Here is a 25,333-nt window from a genome sequence, read left to right on the forward strand (position 1 = left end):
ATTAGATTAGTATTTGAGGGTATAACTCAAACCATAAGTACGACCTTGTGCAGCTAGACTAGAAATATCGCCATACACTGTCGAAACTGCTTGGCTATATACAGACTTATAATCTGTATTCCAAACGTTATAAACACCAAATCCTAATGTACCTGGACCGGCTTTCGCATTGGCAATCACATCCATCACTGCAAAACCTTTAATTTCTGCTGGTGGTCGGCTTCCATACTCAATTGCATCTTTACGCGCTTTATCTGTACCGCCAACTGCAAGAGTTTGAACGCGTAAACCTAGACCATCATTAAATTGCCAATCTGAATAGAGAGTCCCTTTTAAGGGTGCAACACGAATCGCATCTAACTCTTGCCATTTACCACTGGTATTTTTAAATTGACCACGAGTATAAGCCAAAGTACCACCGACATTCCATGCATCAGTCACCGCATACTTCACATTACCTTCTAGACCATAAACACGTTCATCGGTATCAATCACTTCGATTGCAAAATTTGGTGGACCAAATTTCAATGATTTATCCGACTTGTTATAGAACGCAGTAAGCCCTGTGGTTAGAGCATTGTCTTGTAGACGCCAACCTAGCTCAAAACTATTCACTTTAATTGGATCAATGGTTTGATTGCTTACAACAAAGTTTGCAGGTACATCTCGCAACATACGTTGTACGTCAGGTAAGTTTGCTCCTTGAGAGAAATTGGCAAAGACTTGTTGAGCATCTGTTAAATGATAAACAGCACCTAAGTTAAATAAAGTAGCATCATGCTTGACCGAACCACCATTTAAAGTTTTAGGACTATATCCTGAGACAAGGTCTGCAACCATCGCTTCTGAATAAGGAACAGAGTCCTGTACTTGGCTATCAATACGCTCATGTCGAACGCCTGCTTGAAGGTTTAAACGATCAGTGACTTCAAATTGGCTCTGCAAGAAGAAACCTAACTTCTCCGTATCAACATCAGGACCAAAAGCATAATTTTTTAAAGGCTTGAACTTCAGACCATTACTACTCATAAAAGTATTTAGATCATAAAGTTGCGCGGTTTGCTTACCTTTTTCTTTATCATAATCTACGCCATAAGTTAAATTTAAAGCCCGTTCTGCAAGGTTTAATTTGCTTTGTAAAGCTAATCGTGCACCAAATACGTCAATATCTGTTTCAGACTGGGTGACGATATATGTTCCTCCACCTCGAATGGATGTATGTGCTAAAGCATTTGCACTCGGATAAAACCGACCTTTTTCTGTACGATAGTATGCTTCTGCATTTAAAGTCTGACCAAGAAAATCTTGGTTTTCATATTGTGCATTTACAGCTGCACGTTTCGTTCTTGGCTGAGTATTAAGTTCCAAACCTTTGACTGCTTTCTGGCTTGGTTTTGCACCTTTAACCAATAAAACAGCTAAGCCTGGACCGTAATCTGCCCCATAGTCACTGTCTTGTTCATCATTATAATATTGCGCACCAACACTAATACTTTGCTTGTCAGCAAACTGCCAACCTAAACGGCCATTAACATCGATAGTTTCCGTATCTTGACGATCCGTTTGTGCAACTTCAGGCCCAATTCGGTCACCGTGGCTGTCTTGAATCTCACCGCGTTTGGTATAGCTTGCTCCTAAGAAACCATTCCAATCGCCTTGTTTAAACGCAGCAGATTGATACGCTTCATAAGCCAAAGCATCATTTTTAAAGTTATCGCCTGACGTTACACCAAGTTTTGATTCAAAATGAACACCCTCAGTCGACCCTTTTTTAGTAATGATATTGATGATCCCGCCTGTTGCACCAGAGCCATAAATACTACTAGCTCCAGACACAACTTCAACACGCTCAATCATATCTGGGCTAATACTATTTAATTGACGTGAACTATCACGCGAACCCGTTTGTGGTACACCATCAATCATATACTGGACTGTACGGCCACGCATGGTCATTCCATAGTTACTGGTTGTGCCAGAACTTGGTGTTAGCGATGGAACGAGTAAACCTAAAATATCTGCTGTGCTTTTACCTGCGGCGGCTTGTTTTGCAATATCTTCTTGTTCAATGCGATACACCGTACCGGCAATTTCAGCAATACTTTGTGCTGAACGCGATGCAGTCACCACAATAGGTGCAAGTTGGGTTGGTTTCTGACTTGTTACAGCAGCAGTCGTTTGAACAGATGCATCTGTTTCAACTGTTTGAGCATATAGCTGAGTACTGATTGCTAAGCTTAACAGCGTTAATGATGTCGAAAGTGAACGTACTTTCATAAATTACCCCTAGGTGAGTTGTTCCGTTTGTTTTGCTTTGTGGATTAACACTTGGCTGAGCAAGACGCTCAACACAGATGCTGCTGCGAGAATGAGATAGAAATTTCCATAACCAAATGCTTTGGCCAAGAAGCCAGACATTGCACCGCCAATGAAATAAACCAAGAGTTCAAAACAGACCAAAATAGTGAAGTCTGTTCCAGCTTGTTCCTTAGAGCTGGTATGCATGAAGTGCGCATATAAAGCAGTCATCGCGATATAACGAATCGCCAAAATAACCACAACAAATAGCCCCAATAACATGTGCCACTGATTAAACCAGCTGAGTAAAACCGCGATGCCCAGTAAGGCATAGACCAAACTGCGTCCCCAACCAGCCCAAATCAGTAATTGTGTTGCTGCTATTTTTTTTAGCAGAAAGGCAGCTGTCACTGCTGCCAATAACCCAATGCCCGCGCCAATCACAGACATCAGTACACCAATCTCTGCCAATGACCATTTTTGATCGATCAACATCGGATTCAGCATGGCCATGGCTGGGGCTTCAACCACGCGATAACAGACAATCAAAGCCAAGGCCCAAAGCATCTCAGGGCGCTTAAAGGCTCGCATCAGACTCGGTGCTTGCTTGGCAATTTTTTCAGTATTGGTTTTTTCTTTGATTTGAAACACTGCAAGCATGGTCAGTGCTGTCATTGCAGCTAAACAAATCAGCGCGGTTTGCCAACCATACAATTGATAAAGCCACAAAGTTGCAGCGCCACCTATCATACTGCCCAGTGCCACGCCTATACTTTGCGCCATACTGCCTAATCGGTATTCAGATTCGGAAAATGTTTCAACCGTATAGCCATCAATCGCAATATCTTGGGTTGCGGCAAAGGTTGAAATCCATAAACCGACAATGACAAATACACTTAGACCATAATCGAATTGAGTCAACGCTAAGGCAATGACACCGAATACCAAGGCGATTTGAGTGAATAAAAGCCAAGTTTTGCGTTTACCAAGTGCCTTAAAATAAAAACGATCAATTAAGGGTGCCCAAAAAAACTTAAATGCCCATGGGATATATAGCAGCGACAACATGCCAATCCAGCGTAGATCGACCCCTTGATGACGTAGAATCGCAGGTAAGGCAACATTGTAAAAGTACAGCGGCAATGCATGTGCAAGGTACAACACCACCACCACAGATAAGCTCAGCGCAGAGACTGTTTTGATTGGAAAATCTTGGTCAGGTTTTATTTGTTGATTCATAAGTACCTCTGCATCGCCCATTGCACGGCAGCGGTCTTTTCTAAACTGACAAAATAAGGAACATGCCAAGCTTTTTGCAAAGCTGGCGTGTCTAATCGAATACGATCTGCCTCATCTTGGGCAATTCGAGCAAGGCCTAAACAATACTGGTAAAAATCTTGTTTATATTGTTTGTACCATTGCCCCTGAATCACCCGATATTCTTCGGGAAATTCAGTGTTTGGCTCGGTTTGCATAATCAGCACAAAACTTCTTTTTTGTTCGAAATATTGTTGAATATGCATTAACCATTGCTCAAATTCTGCCACTGAGACATGCGCGGCAAAGCGCATGTCCAAGATGTGCATCTCATTGATAGATAGGCTCATGTAACACTCAGGATTTTGGCTGGCTGATTGGCTAGCTGTTGTTGTGACGTTTGGTAATATTCACCAAACTTGTTATAAAAAGTTTCTCTAAAGCAGTAATACAACATTGCCGTTTTTTCTGGCATAGGAATTAAACGTTGAGTTTCGTAGCAGAGTTCTGCAACCACAGCGGCATAAGGTTTAACCGTATGATCAGGCTCACCCACAATTTTCTTGGCTTGTGAATGTTCAAAAATATAGAAGCTGAGCAAACGAATGGTTGGACGTAAAAAGCCCTTACCAAACACAGATTTATCACCAAATAGCAAATGCCAACCGAGATCATTGTCATCACCTTCGTAATAACGACCTAAACGATCACGCTTACCTTCATAGATCTCGGTATAGCCCACATCTTTGCCATCCACACCCACAATCAATAAACGTTGATGGTCATCCGCCAGCATCTTGTCGAAGTAAACCTGTAAATCCAGTTCTGACTTATTCAATTGCCACTGTGGAATGACATGTGGCTCATGCATCCATTGATGTAGCAAAGGAATATCTTGTGGGTATTGCACTTGGCGTAAGTAGTATTGTGTGCCATCTTCGTGGTATTCAAAATAATCTGGTAATTGCTGAGAAATAGTTTTCATATCGAACCTTTATAAATTTAGAAAAAGACTTAACCCGCTTTAGATTCAGCTTGTTGAGCTGACCATTCAGCCAATGTTTCAGGGCTCACGGGATTTGCAATTGGATCAAGGAAAACAGGCACAGGACGCTCTGCTTCATCGTTATAACTGGTGGTAAATAAACGAACACGGTTTAAACAAATTTTGGTGTACGTTGGGCGCAGCATGGCAAATTTTTCAGCTCGTTCAGCCAGTTCTGGATGTTGTTGGTTAAACGCAACAATGGTGTTGGAAATGGTCTGCCAGAAATCGAGTTCTGAATATTCTGGATAATCTTGTAAGAACACATTACAGATATAACGGTAATGCACCATGAACAGCCCAGTGAAAATGAAATGACTTAAATCTGTTGCTTCATGACGTAATAACAAACCGCCTTCAGATGGCAATTGAGCCAATTCAGGGAAATCTTCATCCACTAAATTGATGTCATCAATGAAGTCTTTTAATACCAAGGCTTTTGGCACACCATTTTCATGTACCAACATGGTATTTTCACCATGCGGTGAAAAAGCCAAGCCGTAGCGATACAGGCAAAGCAGTAACGGACTGAGGCAGACTTGAGCAAATTGTGCTAACCAAGCCAGAGGACTCAAACCAGACGCTTGAATCAGTACACTTAGGATCGATTGACCTGAAATATCTCGGTGTAATAGTGCTGCTTGGGAAAGCACTTGTTGTGATGGATCAACATAGCGATCGACACTTTCACGCCACAAGCAACCAAACAATTCTTTAAATTGATAAGGTGCACCTTCAATTCGGTCAAAACAAGGTTGGTGAATGGTTAAGCTCGCCACTTCACCCAAGAAAATCACGCCAGTTTTTTGTAAGTCTTGATCTTGCTGATGGATTTGCTTTAACCACGCGGTTACAGCTGGGGCTGCAAGATTACGTTTTGATGGGAGTCCACGATAAACAGCGGTATTGAAAATACTAACAGGCAGTTTAATGTAATGACGTTGTAGGTTTGATGTGTTGCATAATGTCCGAATAGACTGCATTGGCACATAGCTGTCTTGGCTAATGTTCAGCTCAATAATTTTTTGGTCAACAATTTCATTGGCATAAGTTGGAACCAGCCATTGATGCCATTGCCAAGCATGTACAGGAATCAAAAAGTAATTTTGCGGATCTAAATTCTTTTCTTTCAAAATTTGGATGAACTGTTGCAGCTCATTAGCATCAAATTCATGTTGATATAAACCACAAGCATCCCACTGCTTTGTACTACGGAACTCAGCCAAATCACGATGTACGGCCAACCATAATACTTTGACTTCTGGTGATAGCTCTGGTGCAGCACTTAAATAATCGTCATAACCAAAGCCCATGCGGCCTTTGCTCATAATCAACCAAGGGTGACCACGTAGCATGCCTTCAACTTTATAGTGCGGTTCAGTCAGCACGGCTGTGCTTGGTAAACGCGCTTCATTAAATAAATGCGCTTCTGCCAACCAAGTATTATTCATTTCCTTAATCAAATACGCTTTGGTGAATGGCTTTACGTTTGCCTTGTCAGACATTGCGACAATAAACTCATGTAAATTCCAAGCAGGCTGATCACTGTGCTGACCGTTGCTTACATCACGTACTGAGCCTTCCTGAATATTCCAGTGTCCAAGCAAATATGGGTGGCCTTGGAATTCATAATGACGATTGCCTAAATCTAACTGATAACGTCCTGTTGATAAGGCTTTAACTTCAATAATTTCTTCATATAGAAACTCTGCAATCGCCATTTCAATGAGACGCTGTCCAGCGGCACGCCATTGCTGCTGATTAATTTTTAAAGTTGCAAAGTTCATATCAATTTCTCATAAGTTGAATGTACAGACACAGTTTGTGTACGTGTATTTGCACAACGACTACCTGCATGCGTTGTAATCGTGCTCTGTTCTGTTTTCTTTAAAATAGACTGGTTTTGGCTCACAGCTTTTTCAGAAACACCCTCGACTGAAAGTGCTTGGTCATCTGCCATTTGGATTTTAGGATTCTGATTGAGCTCAAAATGCTGGAAGGTCTGCGCCTGCTGATCGAGTTCATAAAGCGACTCACCAAGCAACTGGTTAATAATCGTCGCTGCACGATAAGCGCCAAGCCCTAAGTCTGGTGTACCGACCCCATGGCTATGCATTTCCTGATTCTGGACAAAAATATGACCATTTAGATGATGTACAACACGATAGTCTTCAGTGATTTGCCAACGCTGTTTATGATCAAATTCAATATAAGGTTTCAGCAACTGCATAAAACCAAAATCAGGGGTAAAGTAACCTGTTGCAGCAACCAGGAAATCACAATCTAAATGGAAAGCCTGTGTCGTGGAACGATGTTGGAAATGCAGTCGAATTTTTTGCGTATCTAAGACTTCTGCATCTTTCAAATCACATTGGCTATGTAAATGTGTCTGCAAACTTTGACCCGCAATGCTACGGTGATAAAGTTTTTGATAGATTTCACGGATGGTCTTTGCACTAATGCCCTTGTATAACAAAGACTGCTGCTGCAATTGTTGCTCTTTCTTTTCAGCTGGCAAAGCATAAAAATGCTGTGCATAGTCTGGGCTAAAATGTTCCAGCCCCAATGGTGCATATTCCATTGGAAAGAAGCCCTGAGAACGAGTAAACCAGTGTAGGTCGAACTGATGATTGGCTGTATCTTGCTGCTCATCAAACAGATCAATAAAGACTTCGGCTGCGGATTGTCCTGAACCAAGTACCACAACATCGCCGTGTAAATCTGTATCGGCATGCGTCATGTATTGCGCAGAATGCAGACATTTTTGTGGCTGTTGTTGCTGCACTTTAGCCAAACATTCAGGCAAGTAAGGCACATTACCGCTTCCGATAACCAGATGACGGCATAAATAACTGTGCTGAACACCCTCCGATTCCACCACAACTTTAAAGCCAATGGTTTGAGGTTCGATCTTCAAAACACGAGATTGATATTCGATACAATCAAGTTGTTCTGCAACCCATTGACAGTAATGGTTATACTCACAACGTGGAATATGCGGTTGTTCTAAAAAGTAAAATTTATATAAACGTTGCTGATGGCGCAGATAATTCAAAAAGCTAAATGGGCTGGTTGGATCAACCATTGAGACCAGATCCGCCATGAACGGCACTTGCAATACCGTATTGGGTAACTGCATTCCTGCATGCCAGTCAAACTGGGCTTTCTGCTCAAAAATTGCATAGTTCAGTGTGCTTTTATTATGCAGCAGGCTGGCCAGACTCAGATTAAATGGCCCTAGACCAATTCCAATAAAATCAAGCATAACTGACATCCTTCTGTGAAATACGCAGCGGATTTGGCAGTTCGACATAGACAGATTGGTTCTCGACAGGCGCAATCAGCTCATCTAATTCATGTAAACGTGTGAGCAAATTACCTTTATAAGGCAAGGTTGCATTGAACAATAATCCCTGTAATAAGGTACTGTCTGGATATTGCTGCAATTGTTCCTGCAAGAAACTTGTTAGATGCCCAAGTAATTCATCTTCAGTAATATAGCCTGTTGCGCCAATCGCATTAATAATGCCAAACAAGGTATTGCCAAAGAAATAATAACTAAAACGTTCATCCACGAAATCTTTAGGCCCGACGGCAAACGCTTTTTCTTTCAGCTCAGGCAGCGCTTGCAGAATTTCAGTGGCGAACTCTTCGATATAATAAAAACCTTGGTTATCACGTAGCCATAAGCTTTTTGGGAAATGATTCTCTAGTTCCAACAGCACATTTTGCTGATGCGATTCAAATGCCATACCATGGCGATGATAGACATACATCAACGGTTGCAAACTGACTTCAAGGAAACGATTAAACCAATCCAGAGCAATTTCTGAGAAATCAGTTTCATGATGTGCTTTTGCAATTTTTGCGAATAAAGCATTAAAACGATTTAGAGGTTTATTTGGATGATCCTGACATAAGGATGCAATACATGTAACTTGCTGTTGAGGATGGAATGGCTGATCGCGGAAAATACAGATACTTTCATTCACGACCTCATCATCAATTTTCAAAGCAATCCATGCTGGATCATTCACTGCTTTTAAGCTTGGGCACTGCTTTAAAATATTCTGACCAAATTCACTGTGCCATAGACGATGAGTGAGTTCACCACGGTGGCATTCTTTCGCTAAATTGACTCGGATAGAGTTGGTGATCATCACCGAAAGTGACGGCTTTACCATCCAAGGTGCATTAAAACTCGCCAGTGTTCGGATCGAAGTGGTTGGAGAAAATTGCCAGCCACGTAAGCCTACATCAATTAACTGCCCCGTTTGTTTTAAACGCTCAAACCAAGGCTTACTTTGCAAATAGCGGGCTTGCCAAGGATGTAATGGGAGTAATTTATATGCTGTGTGGGTCTTGAGCAGATTGAGATCATTTTCAGACAAATACCACTGTAACGCTGTTTTTAATTGAGCTGAAATACTTTCATCCGTAGCGCTGCCTTCTGAGATATAGTCCTGATGAACCAGCCAATAATGTAGTTGCGTCTTGCCTTTATGTTCAGGTGAAAACTTTAACCAGTCTTCATGTACAAAACCTGTTCTACTTTTCGGCGCTGGATGCATGCTATGCCCTAGAATCAGTGCCTGTTCGGTTTCAATAAAATTCTGGCCTGCTTTTACCAAGTCGTCGAAATCAGCTTCGCGCTGCGCTAAAAACTGTTGTAATGCATCACGACTCTGAATCCACTTCTCCAGCAAAGAAGCTGCATCTAATGGAATAGAGGACTCAAAAACCAATTCCTCAAGCAATAGCCCGACAATTGCAACAGTACTAAATGGTTTGACTTGTCCATGGATAATAATTTGTGGAAGATCTGCTAAACGATGTCGCCCGACTCGACTGACATAAGATAAAGGGAAATTACATTGCGCTTGAATAGAATGGATAGGGATTGATAACAGCGTCAAACCTTGGCTAAACGCTTGTTGTTGTGGACTTTGCTGACTGTTATCTAGCAAGTGACCTTTGCCAGTTTCTTGCGTATATGCATTGACGAAATGTTGCATCGCCAACCGATTGGCAAGTGATTGCATCTGACGGTATCCTCTTTCAAGAGAGTTAATTTGTTTTTCGAAATGTTTTAGGCCTGAAACACATCTTAAGCACAAGGGAGTTTGCGATTAAGATAGAACTAATGATAATTATTATCATTTACTATTTCAATTCCATAAAAGAACCTGAAAAATGCGATCTAATTTATTGAATTAATTTGTTTTAAATATTAATTTAGCTTAATAAAGATACAAAAAGATAATAATAATTCTCATTAAATAAAATGATAACTTTTTAATTGCTAATTGCTTTTGTAGATTCTTAAAAAAAATAGATATAACAATAATTTATAAAAAACATTGTCTGTAAAAATTATTTTTCTAGTCTAAAACATCAAAAAATTCAGCACTCAGTAATTTTGCGAGGTCCTGTGGATTAAGACCAATATCCAGTCCCCGTTTCCCACCACTGACATAAATTTTATTGAATGTTTGCGCCGTTGCATCAATAACCGTCTTTAGTCGCTTCTTCTGCCCCAATGGACTAATCCCCCCCACAAGATAACCTGTTAAGCGCTCCGCATCTTTAGGATTCGCCATTTGTAGTTTCTTACAGCCTACTGCTGTCGCCACTTTTTTTAGATTAAGTTGATGGTGTACAGGTAAGATTGCAATGAAATAATTCTTTTCATCGGTCACCATTAAGGTTTTAAAAACTTCTTCCACCTTTAAGTTGAGTTTTTCTGCAGCTTCTAACCCGAAACTTTTTGCATTCACATCATGTTCATATTCATGAATAGAAAATTGTATTTTATTTTTTTCCAATAGTTTACAAGCAGGTGTCATAACAATTCTGTATTTTTGTCTAATGTTGGTCGTGTGATAAGTGTAGCATTTTTAAATAAAGGTTTAAATTTGCTTAGGCTATTTTTGATATAAATCTATTCTTGATAAATACTCTAACAACCTCATATATTGGCTAACGGTGGAATAAACAGGCTCAATGGTTATATGAGTTATAAGCATAATAATTTGATGGCGATGCGTCAGAATTATTGGGATGATGAATCATCCAGCACAGTACAAGCTGAAAAACAATTTCTCAGAGAGATACTTGTTAAAGAAGGCGTTTTCAAAGATGCGACTTTAGACGACACCAAGTATTTTTTCTTTACGCTGCCAAGTATTATTATCGTTAAAGCGTATGCAGTTGGGTTTCACCACAGTCAAGTAAAACAGATGCTAGTGAAACATATTCACAGCAATCGTGCTGCGTTGATGAGGAAATCTTCACTTAAGATTCAGTTTAAAATTTAGAACATTTGTATAGTAAATAGCAAATTTCTACTTAGGCTATTTTTATGAAGATACCCTATTGCACAAATTTAGACTGATAATTCAAGAGATTGAACTATTTTAATACGTTCAAAAGCGGTAATATCCGCTACAATTCAAGTCTCGGCTTTCAACCCTCCGATTTCAGCATAGGACTTTTCTTTCATGTCAGATCAGAACGATAAGCTTAAGAATCTAAAAACCTCATCGGTGGATCGTCGCTTATCTATTGCAAAAGCTTCTCTACTTGCTGGAACACGCTGGGCGACAGCAAGTGCCACTTCTATATTCTCGAGCGAAGAAGAAAAAGAGAAGAAACGAAAAAAGGCCATGGCTGAGCAGGCACACTATTTAGTTTCTGAAATTGGTAAATTAAAAGGTTCAATTGTTAAGATTGGACAAATGATGGCTTTATACGGTGAACATTTTTTACCTGAAGAAATAACACAAGCCTTAAACACATTGAATAATCAAACAGTTGCACTGGCTTGGCCTGCAATCAAAACACATTTGCAAGAACAACTGGGCTCAAAATTAAATGATCTCACTATTGATCATGAGCCAATTGGAACAGCATCACTTGCTCAAGTACATCGTGCTACACGTAAGTCAGATGGTTTAGAGCTGGTCCTAAAAATCCAGTATCCTGGTGTTGCTGAAGCCATTGATTCGGACATGAATCTGTTCAAAAACATGCTGAAACTAACACGCATGGTGCCTCAAACCCGTGAATTTGATCAGTGGTTTGATGAAGTCCGTGAAATGATGCATCGTGAAGTAGATTATGGCATTGAAGCGGCAACCACACGTCGTTTTGCTGAGCGATTGAAAAATGATCCACGCTATGTAGTACCTGAAATTATTGAGGAATTTTGCGCTGAAAAAGTGTTGTGCATGACCTTTGAGCGTGGCGTACCAGTCAATAGTCCAGTGATGCTTTCCCTACCTCAAGAACGTCGCAACCAACTCGGTGAAGCGTCTTTAGAAATTGCGGTACGTGAGCTATTTGAATGGGGTGAAATGCAGACCGACCCGAATTTTGGTAATTACTTGGTTCGTTTAGGCAATGGTGATGACGTTAAAGATAAAATTGTGCTCCTCGATTTTGGTGCGATTCGACAATTCGACAATAACTTGCTCACGGTTGCACGCAATCTGATCCATGCGGGTTATGACCATGATAAGAATGCCATGGTCAAAGCCATGACAGGTTATGAATTCTTTGATGCCATGCCTGAAAATGTTAAACCAGGTATGGCAGATGTTTTCCTGATTGCAACAGAAGCATTTAGCTGCCCGAGCAACAATCCTGATATGCCAGCTGGTATTATGGATGATCAGGACCGTTATGACTGGAAAAAGAGCCAATTGCATAATCGAGTGATGCAACAGGCTGGTCAATCGATGGCTTCACGCTATTTCTCGGTTCCACCTAAAGAGTTTATGTTCATTAGCCGTAAATTTATTGGTGCTTATACTTTTATGACCGTGATTGATGCGAAAACCAATGTACGGAAAATGATTCCGCAGTTTGCTGAATAACTTACCTATGCTGTATTTAAAAGGCCTGTCTAACTGATTAGACAGGCCTTTTTTATTTGCTTTACAGAACCGACTTAGGCACGAACTTCTTCAGTACTATTTTTTATTTCATAAGGCAAGCCGACATAATTTTCTGCCAAAGTCGTCTTGCCCGCCGTAGAGCCAAGAATATAGCTAAGTTCGGCTTGTTTAATCTTATGTTCAAACTCACTTTCTGTTTCAAAGCGATGCAACAAATGCGTCATCCACCAAGAAAAACGCTCGGCCTTCCAGACCCGTTGTAAACATTTTTCTGAATATTCCTGAATGCCCTGATCTGAACCTTCGACATAATATTGAATCAATGCCCTGGAGAGATAAGCAATATCTGAGGCTGCCAGATTCAACCCTTTTGCACCCGTTGGTGGAACAATATGTGCAGCATCACCTGCTAAAAATAGCTTGCCGAATCGCATGGGTTCAGTCACAAAACTGCGTAGCGGTGCAATACTTTTTTCGATTGATGGGCCTATTACCAACTTTTCTCGGCTTTCAGCATCTAAACGCAATTTCAGCTCTTCCCAAAATCTCTCATCGGACCAATCTTCAACTCGATCATTAAGCGGCACTTGCAAGTAATAGCGGCTACGTGTTTCTGAACGCATACTACATAAAGCAAAACCACGTTCTGATTGGACGTAAATCAATTCATCGGCTACAGGTGGTACATCGGCTAACACGCCTAACCAGCCAAATGGATACACTTTTTCATAAGTCTTGATTTTATCCTGAGGCACACTGGCTCGGCATATTCCATGATAGCCATCACAGCCTGCAATAAAGTCACAGTGAATTTGAAATACCTGCCCTTGATGTTCAAATTGCACTTTAGGTGTTTGATAAAAATCGCTAACCTGTACATTGTGTGCTTCATAAAATGATTTAAGTTGTGCGGCCTCACGTGCCATCATCAAATCTTTGGTCACTTCTGTTTGACCATAAACCGTGACTTGCTTTCCACCTGTCAATGCAGATAAATCAACGCGGTGCTTCTGTCCATTGGTGAGTATCTCAATGCCTGAATGCGGCAATCCTTTCTCGTTTAGATGTTGATCTACACCGGCCTGCTTAAGTAAATCAACAGATACTTGTTCCAAGATGCCAGCACGTATTCGCGAAGCGACATAATCTGCACTACGTTGTTCAATAATAATATGCTCAATACCTGCTTGATATAAAAGCTGCCCAAGTAGCAATCCAGCTGGACCCGCACCAATAATCGCAACCTGCGTTGTTAAAATTTCCATGACATCTTCCTTGTGATCTCCTGTCATTTAACTTACTGCTTTTAAGTTTTGTACACGATATAGCCAAGTCGAAAAGAACCGTTTATCATTTTATTTGTCCGGATAGCGGACAAAACATCACAATAACAGGAATGGAAGCATGGTTAAGGTTGATGCTGTGTTAGAGCACCCCAATTCGCATGAACAGATTCGTCAGGAAGACTACATTGCAGGCTTAGCAAAGGGTTTAGTTTTACTGGAGGCTTTTGGGGTTGATCGACAACGTTTAAATGTCACTCAAGTGGCTGAACGGACTGGAATTAGCCGAACAGCAGCACGGCGTTATCTTAAAACTTTAAAATATTTAGGCTATTTAGACACAGATGAACATTATTATTGGCTCACCCATCGTGTGTTACGTTTCTCAAGTTCTTATTTAAGTTCAGCACACCTGCCTAAAGTTGCCCAATCCTTCCTTAATCTTTTATCTGCACAAACGTCATTGACCTTTTCCTTGGTGGTCTTAGATGATAACGAGGTGGTGCCGATCGCCCGTAGCTATCTGCCTCAACAAGATAATCTCAGGGTGAGCCCTTATGGCATGCATTTAGGCAATCGTCTACCTGCACACGCAACGTCAACAGGGAAAGTCTTATTGGCTGCCCAATCAGAGACAGCTCAACACGACTGGATTAAAAGGTTTGGTTTAAAACGTTTAACCCCTTTTACAATAACGGATGAAAATAAGTTCTTTGAGGTGCTGAAAGGTATTTCACAAGCAGATTATTGCCTTTCTAAAGAAGAACATGAACTCGGTGTCATCGCAATTGCAGTACCTGTGATCAATGCTCAAGGAAAAGCGATTGCCGCTGTAAACTGCATGTCACAGACCAATCGTGTACAAGAAGATTATTTAGTGCAACAGATTTTACCGCTACTACGCAACACCGCCAACGAACTGCGTAATGTGATTTAGCAGCATTTGTCCCTAGAGTTTTAGGGACAAATCACAAGGAATTTGTTAACCCTACTTAAAATGGATAATGTGGTGCTTGCGCCTGAATGGTCATCCATTGCCATTGGGTAAACTCATCCGCATTTGCAGGCCCACCAATCCGTGTAGCATTGCCTGATGAACCAAAGCCGCCAAAAGGATTCACAGTTTCATCATTTACGGTTTGATCATTGATATGCAATAAACCTACATTCAATTGTTGGCCAAGCTGCATGCCGCGCCCAACATTGGCAGTAATAATCCCCGCTGAAAGCCCATAGTCACCATCATTTGCAAGTTCAATTGCCTGTTCATCCGTGCTAAAAGGAATCAGAACGGCAACAGGACCGAAAATCTCTTCTGTAAAAATCGGATTGCCCTGTGTTACATCAGCTAAGACCGTTGGTTCAAAGAAAACACCATTGGCTTGTCCACCAACTTCAAGTTTTGCACCATGCACAATCGCATCCTTAACCAGCTGTTCGACCCGTTGCGATTGCTTGGCATTAATCAGTGGGCCAATCGTGACATCACTTTGCAAAGGATTACCCACCACAAATTTTTTGACCTTCTCAAGCACACGTTGTTTGACTTGAGGATAAATCTTCTCCTGAATCAGGATTTTTCCAGAAGTCATACAAATTTGACCCGAATGCAAAAAAGCACCCCACGCGATATTCTCTGCTGCAAGCTCAATATCAGCATCATCCAGAATAATCAGTGAGTTTTTACCGCCTAACTCAAGCGATACTTTTTTCAGTGTTTTAGCCGCATTGGCACCGACAATACGACCTACATGGGTTGAACCAGTAAACTGGATACTGGCAATATTTTTATCCAAGGTCAGGGCCTCACCCACTTCAGCACCACCAGGCAGTACATGTAATAGCCCTTGTGGTAAACCAGCCAATTCAAAAATACGGGCAATTGCATAACCGCTACAGACTGCAGTGCGTTCATCAGGTTTTAGTACTACTGCATTTCCGAGTGCTAAGGCTGGTGCAACCGCACGCAACGCAAGATATAAAGGAAAATTAAACGGCGAAATCACACCAACTACACCTAAAGGCACTCGCTTGGCTAAACTCAGTTTACCTGCCGTAGTTGGCAATAATGTGCCCTGATCAGCCGCGGGTAATCCAATACAATGCTTTAATATCTGTATCGAGATATTAATCTCAAAACCTGCTTTTAATTGTAGCGAACCGCTTTCTTTCACCAGCCACTCGATAATTTCAGCCTGATGCTCCGTTAGGATCTGAACTGCGCGCTCAAAAACCATCTGACGCTCTTGATAACTGAGCGCCCACCATTGCTTTTGTGCAATCTTGGCTTGCTGAGCTGCATCGACCACATCGGATGTATCTGCATATCCAATCTGCCCTAAGGACTCACCTGTCGCAACTTCAACCACTTGATAACCGTTTTTGGCAGATTGCCATGTACCACGAAATAATTTTTGATCCCAAATTTCTTTTGTTAAAATAGACATCATTAACCTCGTTGTATTTCCTTAAATAGAGTATTCACTTTTAGGCGGGTTTATATCTAAAAATGTACGGGCAAATGCTTGCCTGCATTTTTCTGACGAAGGAGTAGAAAAACTTAGACTCCATCATCAACTAATATTTAAAAACAAACTGTTGTTTTTGATGTCTTGTTATCGCAAATGTTCAAAAGAAATTGATCAGCTCAAATGGTCTATTTATGCCGTTGTTGGCTTGATTTGGTGATCAGACTGAAAATCTTGATAGGTCTTACGATCATGTGAATTTTCAATCAAAGGCAGGACTTCTGTCATACTGTTTAAACAACGCTGTGCAAGCTCAATATATTCTTGAGTGCCCTTTATTTTCCATGCGCGTTCTTGTTCTGTTAAATCTCGCACAACTTTTGCTGGGCTCCCCATTGCCAGTACATTGGCTGGAATTTGATCTTTGGTTTTGACCAAACTATTTGCGCCAATTATGCTATTTTCACCAATCTCGGCATAATCCAAAATGACGCTATTCATACCAATCAACACATTTTTACCGATACGGCAACCATGTAAAGTCGCAGCATGACCAATATGTCCCATTTCTTCAACAAGGGTGACACTTTGCGGAAAGCCATGAATGATGCAACTGTCCTGTACATTGGCATTTGCTTTGATATGAATACGGCCAAAATCCGCACGCAATGAGGCAAATGGCCCAATATAAGCTCCAGCTTCAATAATCACATCACCAATTAAAACCGCAGTGGGATGAACAAATGCACTGGGGTGAACCACAGGAATCACCCCATCAATGCTATAGCAAGGCATGACTCAATCTCTCATTACTTTGGGTTAAGCCGCCAAAACGACGCCAGAAAGGTGCTGTTGCATTTGGCATTGGCCCTTCCGATGTTGCCGCAACCGATAAGAAATAGTCATCAGCCGCTTCAAAGACTTTTTTGTAGATGTTCATGGATAATGTGCGGGCATTGACTGCAGGCCAATCCGCGGATAATAGTTCCAAGGGCAATGCAGGATCTTTCAGTAAAATACGACGATAGTAATGAATCAATAAGGTCCGAATCTGGAAGGCTTGAATCGGTTCAATACTTTCGTCATCCTGCATCAAAATCACGCCAATCTCTCGAAACATATCCAGAAATTGCAGATAACGTTGACGTAACTCATCAATCGGCCAATTGGTTTCTAACATACGACCAATCGTTTCGGTTGAGTTATTAAACAGCTGTAAGGTCTCGGCCTTAAACACTACCACCTGTTCACTCATATTTAAGTCAACCAACAGCTTTTGTAGCTGCAAGCGGTTTGAACCTGGATAAGCCATCAGATTGGTAGAAATATTAGCAAAACCCAACCATTCCAGTTCTTTCTTTAAAAATGCCTTATTGTCTGTATCCAGACTCGACATCAAAATCAGATCCCAAGAATGATCCCACTCTTTCATCTGATCATTATAAATCCGTTGCTCAGCCTGCAAATATTTGGAACGACTGGCATCGGTAATGCGGTAGAAACTGGTTCTGCCAATTTTATCTGAACCAAGCCAATCACTTTTAACCAAACGAAAAACAGAAGTTCGTACAGCACGATCATTAAAATCAAACAACTCCATTAACTGAATCAAGCTGGCAAGACTGATATTTCCACCTCGATGCAGCACTGAATCGCCAAAAATAGTCGAAATCAATGAGGTACCACTTAAGGGTTCATTCTGAATAATTGAATCAATAATTTGCTGTAACTTTACACTCATACTTTTATCTTGGCATTTAGATTCAGGATATAGGGAATACTATACCCTGAATGGTTATAATGTTAAGCAATCTGACGCATATCAATGACGCGTTTTGCTTTACCTTCGGATCGTGGCAAGGTCAATTCATTCACCACTTCTACCGTAACAGAAATCCCAATCATGGTTTTAATCCGCTGCATCAACTGTTGAGCCAATTGCTGCGCCTGCTTGTCACAGTTATGGCACATTTCGGTACGGATATGCAAAGTATCCATATGCCCTTTCTTTGCCACCAGAATTTCATAATTCGGTACCAGACTCGGCACTTGTAAAATCTGTTCTTCGATCTGTGTCGGGAATACATTGACACCGCGAATAATCAACATGTCGTCACTACGCCCCACAATCTTGTCCATACGACGCATCGCCAGATTCTGACCTGCCAATAAACGGGTTAAATCACGGGTACGATAGCGGATAATCGGCAAACCTTCTTTGGTGATGGTGGTGAATACCAGTTCGCCCAATTCACCATCTTTACATACTTCACCTGTTTCAGGATTGATGATCTCAGGATAAAAATGATCTTCCCAAATGGTTAAGCCTTCACCTTCGCCCAGACACTGCATCGCAACCCCTGGCCCCATAATCTCCGATAAACCATAAATATCCAGCGCTTTGATATTTAAACGCTCTTCAATTTCACGGCGTAACTCGTTGGTCCAAGGCTCAGCACCAAAAATCCCGACTTTTAACGAGGTATTACGGGCACTGCCTAATTGCTGCTCCAGTTTTTCAATAATGCTGACACAATATGATGGCGTCACCATAATTGCCGTCGGTTTAAAATCCTGAATCAGTTGCACCTGTTTTTCCGTCTGCCCACCTGACATTGGAATCACAGTTGCACCTAAGCGTTCAGCGCCATAATGTGCGCCTAAACCGCCTGTAAACAGACCATAACCATAAGCAACCTGAATCATATCTTTGGCGCTTAAACCTGCCATACGTAAACAACGCGCTACGATATCCGACCAAGTATGAATATCTTTTTGGGTATATCCAACTACGGTGGGTTTCCCTGTGGTACCTGAAGAAGCATGTAAACGAACAATTTGTTCCTGCGGCACAGCAAACATACCAAAGGGATAGTTATCTCTTAAATCCTGTTTAGTGGTAAATGGAAACTTGGCCAGATCATCCAAGTTGACGAAATCATCGGGATGTACACCTGCATCGTCAAACTTTTTCTTATAGACAGGGCTATTGGCATAAACATATGTCAAGGTGTCTTTTAAGCGTTTGGTTTGTAGCACTCGTAACTCCGCAAGCGTCATTTTTTCTACATCTTGTGTTATCAGGCTATCCACTGCCGTCTCTCCTATGTCGTTATATTATTCAAACCGTTTCAATTGCTTTAAGCTAAATTTTCTAAGATCAGGGCGACACCTTGCCCAACACCAACACACATGGTGCACAGTGCATATTTCCCTTGGCGTCTTTTTAGTTCTCTGGTGGCAGTCATCACCAAACGTGTCCCGCTCATCCCGAGTGGATGACCCAATGCAATTGCACCACCATTCGGGTTGACACGAGCATCATCATCCTTGAGACCTAACTCACGCATACAGGCCAATGACTGTGCTGCAAAAGCTTCGTTCAGCTCAATCACATCCATTTGATCTAAACTGAGGCCCGTTTGTTTTAATAGTTTTTGTACCGCAGGTACTGGGCCAATACCCATATATTTCGGTTCAACACCAGCACTGGCCATCGCCACCACACGTGCTAATGGGGTTAAACCATGGATATCTGCAAACTGACGATTGGTCAGCAACACACAAGCCGAACCATCGTTCACTCCCGAAGCATTACCCGCCGTCACCGAGCCACCTTCTTTACGGAACGGTGCTTTCAATTTTGCAAGGCTATCTAGACTGGTATCAGCACGTGGATGCTCATCCTGTGAAAAGACAGTGACATTCTTTTTACGATCAACTAGCTCAACGGGTAAAATTTCCCCCTCAAAAAAGCCTGCTTGTTGTGCCGCTGCCACTTTTTGTTGGCTACGAATCGCAAACGTATCCTGATCTTGTCGGCTAATCTGGTATTTCTCAGCCACATTTTCAGCTGTTTCGGGCATGCTGTCGGTGCCATGGTCAGCTTTCATTTTTTTATTGATGAAACGCCAACCAATCGTGGTATCAAATATTTCAGGACTGCGTCCAAATGCCTCTGTTGGCTTGGCCTGAACAAAGGGTGCCCGACTCATTGACTCGACCCCGCCAGCCAATACAAATTGTGACTCGCCAGCCTTAATTGAACGTGCCGCCAATCCGACAGCATCTAAACCAGATGCACATAAACGGTTCACCGTCATTGCAGGAACTGCCTCAGGTAAACCCGCTAATAAGGTTGCCATACGTGCCACATTACGGTTATCTTCACCCGCTTGATTGGCACAGCCTAAATAGACTTCATCTAAATCTTGCCAAGGTAGATGCGCATGTTTTTCTTTTAAATGTTTGATTGGCAATGCCGCAAGATCATCAGTACGCACCGAACTCAATGACCCTGCATAACGTCCAATTGGGGTACGAATAAAATCACAAATTAAAACGTCTTCCATGATCGCTCCTGCTTATGCACATTCTGTTAATTTTTTTGAATCGTCAGCAATCACACTTTGCTGCTTTGCCACGTATTGCTTGAGATAAAGACTTGCACGATATTTTTCTTCGCCATAGATGGCATATAAATTGTTTAACGTTGCCAAAACATATTCAGCGCCCAATTGCATCATCCATTGATACGGCCCTTTAGGATAATTGACACCATATCTCATGGCATTATCAATATCTTCCATAGTGGCAATCCCATGCAGACTGACCTCACAGGCTTCATTGATCAACAAGACAATGGTACGTAAAGTTAACAGTGCGGGATGATCGCTAATCCAAAGTACCTTGATCTGTTGTTGAGCAAAAAATGCTTCGATTTTTGCCAGATCTTCAGCTTGGCAAAGGTGGTTATGACTAAGAACCACCGCCTGTGCCTGCTCAAAATGATGATGCCAATCCATCAATACCGTTTTACAATTTGGATAATCGATATTGGCAGATTCTCCCTGACTTAGACGCAAATCAATATCATCAATTTGGATGATATTTTCATTGCTTGCTAAAGCATGAGTTAGGCCCAGACGTTCTAATACATGCGGACATTGAGCCCATGTACCTTTGACTTGAACATCAGCATGAAAAGACGACTTAGTAATAAGCTGAGGCTGAAAAGTCACATACTGATTTTTTTCATCATAGCTGTAAAAACCTTGTTTAGACTTACGCCCCCATGTACCCGCATCCACCAACTCTTTCTGAATCAGGCTTGGACGATAACGCGGCTCATAAAAGAAGGCTTCATAAACACTCTTGGTGACTGAGAAGTTGACATCTTGCCCGATTAAATCGGTTAACTCACACGGCCCCATCGCAAAACCACCACACTGCTTTAAGGCATAATCCAGTTGCTCATAGGTTGTGACCTGTTCTTGCAAGGCACGAAATGCTTCTGCATAAAAAGGACGGGCAATACGATTGACGATAAAGCCTGGAGTAGATTTGGTTAACACAGGAATTTTGTTCCAAGCCAGCATCAAGGCTTTTAAGACCTGACATAAATCAATTGGCGTTTTTAAGCCTTGTACAATCTCCACCAGTTTCATCACTGGTGCAGGATTAAAGAAATGCAGTCCAACTACACGCTCAGGATGTGGAATAGCAGATGCAATTGCAGTCACTGAAATAGATGAGGTATTGGTGGCAAAAAAGGTTTGTTCAGCACAAATAGCGGCAAGCTGCTTAAACAAAGCCTGTTTCACTTCCAGCTTTTCAACCACAGCCTCAATCACCAAATTCACATCAACTAAATCGTCTATACCATCAGCAATGCTCAAACGTGAAAGGGCTTGCTCCATCTGCGCTTGTGTCAGTTTGCCTTTTTCAACCAACTTGGTAAAAGTCTGGCACAATCCTTCAACGGCCTGTTTGGTCTTTTCACGGTCAAGATCATAGAGCACCGTAGAATGACCATTGATCATTGCCAATTGGGCAATCCCAATTCCCATGGTGCCCGAGCCAATCACGGCAATTTGGGCATGGGATAAATCAAAACTGATCATGCTTAGCGCCCCTGAAAATTTGGCTCACGCTTATTCATAAAGGCTTGGACGCCTTCACGATAATCTTCCGAACGCCCAGCAATACGCTGAAAATCTCGTTCTAAATGCATCTGTTCGTCAAAACTATGGTTACTGGATTGATGCATGGCTTTTTTGATCAGCGACAGGCCAAAAGTCGGTTGCTTGGCGAGTCGTTCAGCCAGTTCTGTGACCTTGGTTTTTAATTCGCTATCTTCAGCAACATCCCAGATCATGCCCCATTCTTTGGCTGTTTCAGCAGGCAATTTATCACCCAGTAACGCCAGCCCCATGGCACGTGCATGACCTACAGCACGTGGTAAGAACCAAGTTCCACCTGAGTCAGGTACTAAACCTAAACGACAGAAGGCCTGTACAAAGTTGGCAGATTTAGCTGCAATCACCAGATCACAGGCCAAGGCAATATTGGCACCTGCGCCTGCAGCTACTCCGTTCACCGCACAAATCACGGGCTTCGGCATATTCACAATGGTTCTAATCAACGGGTTATAGTAAGTTTCAATCGAGTAACCTAAATCAGGCGCCGCAGCATTTGGATCAACCACACGGTCTCCAAGATCTTGACCTGCACAGAAACCACGGCCTTCGCCACTGATCACGATGCAGCGAACCTCTTGTTTCTTGCTCCAAAGATTCAGAACCTCAGCGACCTCACGGTGCATCTCCACATTGAAACTATTCAATGCTTGGGGACGATTAAAGGTTAAATAACCCACCGCATTTTTTTCTTCCACGATAATATTTTTATAGTCCATCACTCACCTCTAAAGATTGGTTTTCTTTTTTCAAAGAATGCATGAATGCCTTCGTTTCGATCTTTGGTTGCTGCCAACCAGACAAAATTTTGTCGTTCTAATTTCAGTCCCTGACTCAATGTGGTTTCATGAATACTTTTGATTGATTGTTTGATCACTCGGATTGCCAAAGGCGCTTGTTTGGCAATTTTGCTTGCCAACTGGACTGCATATTCCACTGTCAGTGCTGTTGGCACCACTTCACTACAAATCCCATATTGCTGCGCTTGCTTGGCTGAAATCATTTCCCCTGTCATTGCCCAGCGCATGGTCAATTGCTGGCCCACCAGACGTGCCAGACGTTGGGTACCACCCGCACCAGGTAACATACCTAGACCAATCTCAGGCAAGGCAAATTTGGCATTGTCACCACAAATCACCATGTCTGAATGCAACACCAGCTCAAAACCTGCCCCCAATGCATAACCATTCACTGCTGCAATAATGGGTTTAGTAAAACCGTCGATCTTCTGCCATAGCTTTGGACGGACATCGAGCTGTAAGGCCACGGCATCCATTTCTGCCAATTCGCTTAGATCTGCACCCGCAGCAAAGCAATTGCGATTGCCTGTCAGCACAACCGCTTTCACGGCAGGATTCTGTTCTGCTTGTTCCAGCAGATCAGATAGACACTGTAAAGTGGCATTATTTAAAGCATTACGTTTCTCTGGACGGTTTAAGCTGAGTAGCATGACCCCATCTATTGGCGTTTCAACCTGAATCAAGGTTTGCATGGCTATCTCACCTCTACTCATCAAAACTCAAACGCACATTTGCGCCTTTCGGTAAAGTCTGGCAGCTCAGCACATAACCTTTTTCCACCTCATCATCTTCAAGGCTATAGTTCAGGAACATATCCACTTCACCTGAAAGCACCTTGCAGCGACAAGTGGCACAGACACCACCTTTACAGGCATAAGGCAAATCTGCGCCTGCACGTAAAGCAGCATCCAGAATACTTTCATCCTCTTGTCCCACAGCAACGATCAACTCTCGCCCATCCAACACAATATTGACTTTTTCTTCTTTACGGTTGGCATCGCTTTCCGCTGAACGTTTACGCACATGTCCCGTGTTAAAACGTTCGGTATGAATCTTATCTTTAGTCAAACCATACACAGGAAACAGGCGTTCAACGGTGTCCATCATTTCATCTGGACCGCAGGCAAATACATGGTCAAAGTTGGGTTCTAATAGCTCATGTTCAAATAATTGCTTCAGCTTGTTCTCATCAATACGACCATTCAATAACTCACTGTCATTGAATTCGCGTGAGAAAATATTGATGAGCTGAAAGCGTTCTTTAAACTGGTCTTTTAAATCCATAATCTGCTCGGAAAACATGGTTTGTTTCCAAGAACGATTGCCATACAACAAAGTAAAATTTGCCGAGTTTTGCTCAAACAACACCTGTTTTATGATGGAAAGAATCGGGGTGATGCCACTTCCAGCAGCAATACCTAAATAAGCTTGCCCACCTGTTCTGGCTGCTTTCTGAAAAAACACGCCCTGTGGTGGCATCACGTCCAGTACATCACCAACCTTTAAATGTTCATTAGCCCAATGGGAAAATTGGCCCTGATCAATCTTTTTCACCGCAATACTGATATCTTCTTTTGGTGCATAACTACAGATCGAATAACAACGGCGAATTTCACCCGCTTCGGTTAAATGGCGAATCGTCAGATGCTGGCCTGGCTGAAATTGGAACTGTTGCTGTTGTTCAGGCACTAGATCAAAAGCAATACAGATCGCCTGATCGGTCTGAGGTGTAATTGTTTTTACTTTTAATGGAATAAATTGGCTCATGGCTGATTTCCTTATCCAAGGCTTTAAATACATTTAAAATAATCAAAGGGTTCAAGGCAGTCCCGACATTTGTACAGCGCTTTGCAGGCAGTCGAACTAAACTCGGTCAGCAATCGAGTGTCACGGCTTTTACAGTGCGGACACACCACACCATCACTCAGATGCACATGCGTTCCGCATAGCTGTGCAGTCCCTTCTGGTGGCGCAATCCCATAGGCTTGCAATTTCTGCTTACCTGCATCCGACATCCAGTCCGTGGTCCATGCTTCAGATAAATCAATCATGACTTTTGCCGGAATTAGATCTTCCGCTGCCAATGCTTCGACAATCTGTGTTTTTAATAAGTCAGTCGCTGGACAACCGCTATAGGTCGGGGTCAATCGAACAATAATTTCTTGTTGTTCATTCAACTCAACACCGCGAATCATGCCCAGATCCACAACGGACAATACAGGAATTTCTGGATCACTGACTTTCTGTAGAACATCCCAGCATTGGTCAATACAATGGCGAATCATTTGCATGGCTACACTCCTTGT

At 42.1% G+C, this 25,333-nt stretch carries 22 protein-coding genes; 3 read left to right on the forward strand and 19 right to left on the reverse strand.

What is annotated here, in order from left to right:
* Positions 1 to 6: 6 nt before the first annotated feature.
* From F885_RS11905 to ybaK, 8 genes are all read right to left on the reverse strand, one after another.
* The gene (locus tag F885_RS11905) at positions 7 to 2,277 is read right to left on the reverse strand and encodes a TonB-dependent receptor (RefSeq protein ID WP_005315682.1); all 2,271 of its coding nucleotides are present in this window, start codon (positions 2,275 to 2,277) and stop codon (positions 7 to 9) included.
* Between the two features lie 9 nt (positions 2,278 to 2,286).
* Positions 2,287 to 3,537, reverse strand: coding sequence for an MFS transporter (locus F885_RS11900; RefSeq protein ID WP_005315683.1), 1,251 nt, complete (start codon positions 3,535 to 3,537; stop codon positions 2,287 to 2,289).
* On the reverse strand, positions 3,534 to 3,905 hold the full coding sequence (locus tag F885_RS11895) for a hypothetical protein (RefSeq protein ID WP_005315684.1): 372 nt from the start codon (positions 3,903 to 3,905) through the stop codon (positions 3,534 to 3,536). Before F885_RS11895 ends, F885_RS11900 begins: the two co-directional genes overlap by 4 nt.
* The gene (gene acbD / locus F885_RS11890; RefSeq protein ID WP_004807319.1) at positions 3,902 to 4,540 is read right to left on the reverse strand and encodes an acinetoferrin biosynthesis acetyltransferase AcbD; all 639 of its coding nucleotides are present in this window, start codon (positions 4,538 to 4,540) and stop codon (positions 3,902 to 3,904) included. Before acbD ends, F885_RS11895 begins: the two co-directional genes overlap by 4 nt.
* 29 nt (positions 4,541 to 4,569) lie before the next feature.
* A complete protein-coding gene (locus F885_RS11885) occupies positions 4,570 to 6,387 on the reverse strand; it encodes an IucA/IucC family protein (protein ID WP_005315685.1) in 1,818 nt (605 codons plus the stop codon).
* Positions 6,384 to 7,865, reverse strand: coding sequence for a lysine N(6)-hydroxylase/L-ornithine N(5)-oxygenase family protein (locus F885_RS11880; RefSeq protein ID WP_005315687.1), 1,482 nt, complete (start codon positions 7,863 to 7,865; stop codon positions 6,384 to 6,386). Before F885_RS11880 ends, F885_RS11885 begins: the two co-directional genes overlap by 4 nt.
* The gene (locus tag F885_RS11875; RefSeq protein WP_005315691.1) at positions 7,858 to 9,642 is read right to left on the reverse strand and encodes an IucA/IucC family protein; all 1,785 of its coding nucleotides are present in this window, start codon (positions 9,640 to 9,642) and stop codon (positions 7,858 to 7,860) included. The genes F885_RS11880 and F885_RS11875 overlap by 8 nt, the downstream gene beginning before the upstream one ends.
* Before the next feature lie 339 nt (positions 9,643 to 9,981).
* Entirely contained in the window at positions 9,982 to 10,446 is a 465-nt protein-coding gene (gene ybaK / locus F885_RS11870) for a Cys-tRNA(Pro) deacylase (RefSeq protein WP_005315694.1), read from the reverse strand.
* 165 nt (positions 10,447 to 10,611) lie between these two features.
* Here ybaK and F885_RS11865 point away from each other — a divergent pair, with 165 nt between their 5' ends.
* Both F885_RS11865 and F885_RS11860 read left to right on the forward strand, forming a co-directional pair.
* Complete coding sequence (locus F885_RS11865) at positions 10,612 to 10,917, forward strand: hypothetical protein (RefSeq protein ID WP_004807329.1); 306 nt, start codon at positions 10,612 to 10,614, stop codon at positions 10,915 to 10,917.
* Between the two features lie 183 nt (positions 10,918 to 11,100).
* Positions 11,101 to 12,477: an ABC1 kinase family protein gene (locus F885_RS11860; RefSeq protein ID WP_005315698.1), complete on the forward strand. Its 1,377-nt coding sequence runs from the start codon at positions 11,101 to 11,103 to the stop codon at positions 12,475 to 12,477.
* Positions 12,478 to 12,551: 74 nt separating this feature from the next.
* On the opposite strand, the gene pobA is transcribed toward F885_RS11860, so the two are convergent.
* Positions 12,552 to 13,763 carry a 4-hydroxybenzoate 3-monooxygenase gene (gene pobA, locus F885_RS11855; protein WP_005315701.1) on the reverse strand — a complete coding sequence of 404 codons (1,212 nt, stop codon included), beginning with the start codon at positions 13,761 to 13,763 and terminating at the stop codon, positions 12,552 to 12,554.
* Between the two features lie 139 nt (positions 13,764 to 13,902).
* On the opposite strand from pobA, the gene pobR reads away from it, so the two are divergent.
* On the forward strand, positions 13,903 to 14,718 hold the full coding sequence (pobR, locus tag F885_RS11850) for an IclR family transcriptional regulator PobR (RefSeq protein ID WP_005315704.1): 816 nt from the start codon (positions 13,903 to 13,905) through the stop codon (positions 14,716 to 14,718).
* A 55-nt stretch (positions 14,719 to 14,773) separates the two neighbouring features.
* Here pobR and F885_RS11845 read toward each other — a convergent pair whose 3' ends face one another.
* From F885_RS11845 to paaD, 10 genes are all read right to left on the reverse strand, one after another.
* Positions 14,774 to 16,228, reverse strand: coding sequence for a benzaldehyde dehydrogenase (locus F885_RS11845; RefSeq protein WP_005315707.1), 1,455 nt, complete (start codon positions 16,226 to 16,228; stop codon positions 14,774 to 14,776).
* A 213-nt stretch (positions 16,229 to 16,441) separates the two neighbouring features.
* A complete protein-coding gene (locus tag F885_RS11840; RefSeq protein WP_005315711.1) occupies positions 16,442 to 17,044 on the reverse strand; it encodes a hypothetical protein in 603 nt (200 codons plus the stop codon).
* Positions 17,031 to 17,990, reverse strand: a complete 960-nt coding sequence (locus F885_RS11835; protein ID WP_004807343.1) for a PaaX family transcriptional regulator — start codon at positions 17,988 to 17,990, stop codon at positions 17,031 to 17,033. Before F885_RS11835 ends, F885_RS11840 begins: the two co-directional genes overlap by 14 nt.
* A gap of 62 nt (positions 17,991 to 18,052) precedes the next feature.
* Entirely contained in the window at positions 18,053 to 19,342 is a 1,290-nt protein-coding gene (gene paaK / locus F885_RS11830) for a phenylacetate--CoA ligase PaaK (RefSeq protein WP_005315713.1), read from the reverse strand.
* Positions 19,343 to 19,389: 47 nt separating this feature from the next.
* The gene (gene pcaF / locus F885_RS11825) at positions 19,390 to 20,601 is read right to left on the reverse strand and encodes a 3-oxoadipyl-CoA thiolase (RefSeq protein ID WP_005315715.1); all 1,212 of its coding nucleotides are present in this window, start codon (positions 20,599 to 20,601) and stop codon (positions 19,390 to 19,392) included.
* A 12-nt stretch (positions 20,602 to 20,613) separates the two neighbouring features.
* Positions 20,614 to 22,152 (reverse strand): 3-hydroxyacyl-CoA dehydrogenase, encoded by a 1,539-nt coding sequence (locus tag F885_RS11820; protein ID WP_005315717.1) that lies wholly within the window; start codon positions 22,150 to 22,152, stop codon positions 20,614 to 20,616.
* A 2-nt stretch (positions 22,153 to 22,154) separates the two neighbouring features.
* On the reverse strand, positions 22,155 to 22,946 hold the full coding sequence (gene paaG, locus F885_RS11815; protein ID WP_005315719.1) for a 2-(1,2-epoxy-1,2-dihydrophenyl)acetyl-CoA isomerase PaaG: 792 nt from the start codon (positions 22,944 to 22,946) through the stop codon (positions 22,155 to 22,157).
* A complete protein-coding gene (locus F885_RS11810) occupies positions 22,946 to 23,719 on the reverse strand; it encodes an enoyl-CoA hydratase-related protein (RefSeq protein WP_005315722.1) in 774 nt (257 codons plus the stop codon). Before F885_RS11810 ends, paaG begins: the two co-directional genes overlap by 1 nt.
* 13 nt (positions 23,720 to 23,732) lie before the next feature.
* Positions 23,733 to 24,794, reverse strand: a complete 1,062-nt coding sequence (locus tag F885_RS11805; protein ID WP_005315724.1) for a 2Fe-2S iron-sulfur cluster-binding protein — start codon at positions 24,792 to 24,794, stop codon at positions 23,733 to 23,735.
* Positions 24,795 to 24,817: 23 nt separating this feature from the next.
* A complete protein-coding gene (gene paaD / locus F885_RS11800) occupies positions 24,818 to 25,318 on the reverse strand; it encodes a 1,2-phenylacetyl-CoA epoxidase subunit PaaD (RefSeq protein WP_004653335.1) in 501 nt (166 codons plus the stop codon).
* Between the last annotated feature and the right edge of the window lie 15 nt (positions 25,319 to 25,333).

This window comes from Acinetobacter higginsii, from assembly GCF_000369845.1.
Classification (GTDB): Bacteria; Pseudomonadota; Gammaproteobacteria; order Pseudomonadales; family Moraxellaceae; genus Acinetobacter; species Acinetobacter higginsii.

Bases quoted from the DNA above. Each gene is read 5' to 3' on its own strand.
- paaD (WP_004653335.1), bottom strand. From the start codon at position 25,318: ATGCAAATGATTCGCCATTGTATTGACCAATGCTGGGATGTTCTACAG.
- F885_RS11875 (WP_005315691.1), bottom strand. From the start codon at position 9,642: ATGCAATCACTTGCCAATCGGTTGGCGATGCAACATTTCGTCAATGCA.
- acbD (WP_004807319.1), bottom strand. From the start codon at position 4,540: ATGAAAACTATTTCTCAGCAATTACCAGATTATTTTGAATACCACGAA.
- pobR (WP_005315704.1), top strand. From the start codon at position 13,903: ATGGTTAAGGTTGATGCTGTGTTAGAGCACCCCAATTCGCATGAACAG.
- F885_RS11860 (WP_005315698.1), top strand. From the start codon at position 11,101: ATGTCAGATCAGAACGATAAGCTTAAGAATCTAAAAACCTCATCGGTG.
- pobA (WP_005315701.1), bottom strand. From the start codon at position 13,763: ATGGAAATTTTAACAACGCAGGTTGCGATTATTGGTGCGGGTCCAGCT.
- F885_RS11885 (WP_005315685.1), bottom strand. From the start codon at position 6,387: ATGAACTTTGCAACTTTAAAAATTAATCAGCAGCAATGGCGTGCCGCT.
- F885_RS11905 (WP_005315682.1), bottom strand. From the start codon at position 2,277: ATGAAAGTACGTTCACTTTCGACATCATTAACGCTGTTAAGCTTAGCA.
- pcaF (WP_005315715.1), bottom strand. From the start codon at position 20,601: ATGGAAGACGTTTTAATTTGTGATTTTATTCGTACCCCAATTGGACGT.
- F885_RS11880 (WP_005315687.1), bottom strand. From the start codon at position 7,865: ATGCTTGATTTTATTGGAATTGGTCTAGGGCCATTTAATCTGAGTCTG.
- F885_RS11865 (WP_004807329.1), top strand. From the start codon at position 10,612: ATGAGTTATAAGCATAATAATTTGATGGCGATGCGTCAGAATTATTGG.
- F885_RS11820 (WP_005315717.1), bottom strand. From the start codon at position 22,152: ATGATCAGTTTTGATTTATCCCATGCCCAAATTGCCGTGATTGGCTCG.
- F885_RS11810 (WP_005315722.1), bottom strand. From the start codon at position 23,719: ATGCAAACCTTGATTCAGGTTGAAACGCCAATAGATGGGGTCATGCTA.
- F885_RS11900 (WP_005315683.1), bottom strand. From the start codon at position 3,537: ATGAATCAACAAATAAAACCTGACCAAGATTTTCCAATCAAAACAGTC.
- F885_RS11805 (WP_005315724.1), bottom strand. From the start codon at position 24,794: ATGAGCCAATTTATTCCATTAAAAGTAAAAACAATTACACCTCAGACC.
- paaG (WP_005315719.1), bottom strand. From the start codon at position 22,946: ATGGACTATAAAAATATTATCGTGGAAGAAAAAAATGCGGTGGGTTAT.
- ybaK (WP_005315694.1), bottom strand. From the start codon at position 10,446: ATGACACCTGCTTGTAAACTATTGGAAAAAAATAAAATACAATTTTCT.
- F885_RS11845 (WP_005315707.1), bottom strand. From the start codon at position 16,228: ATGTCTATTTTAACAAAAGAAATTTGGGATCAAAAATTATTTCGTGGT.
- F885_RS11895 (WP_005315684.1), bottom strand. From the start codon at position 3,905: ATGAGCCTATCTATCAATGAGATGCACATCTTGGACATGCGCTTTGCC.
- F885_RS11840 (WP_005315711.1), bottom strand. From the start codon at position 17,044: ATGCCTTGCTATAGCATTGATGGGGTGATTCCTGTGGTTCACCCCAGT.
- F885_RS11835 (WP_004807343.1), bottom strand. From the start codon at position 17,990: ATGAGTGTAAAGTTACAGCAAATTATTGATTCAATTATTCAGAATGAA.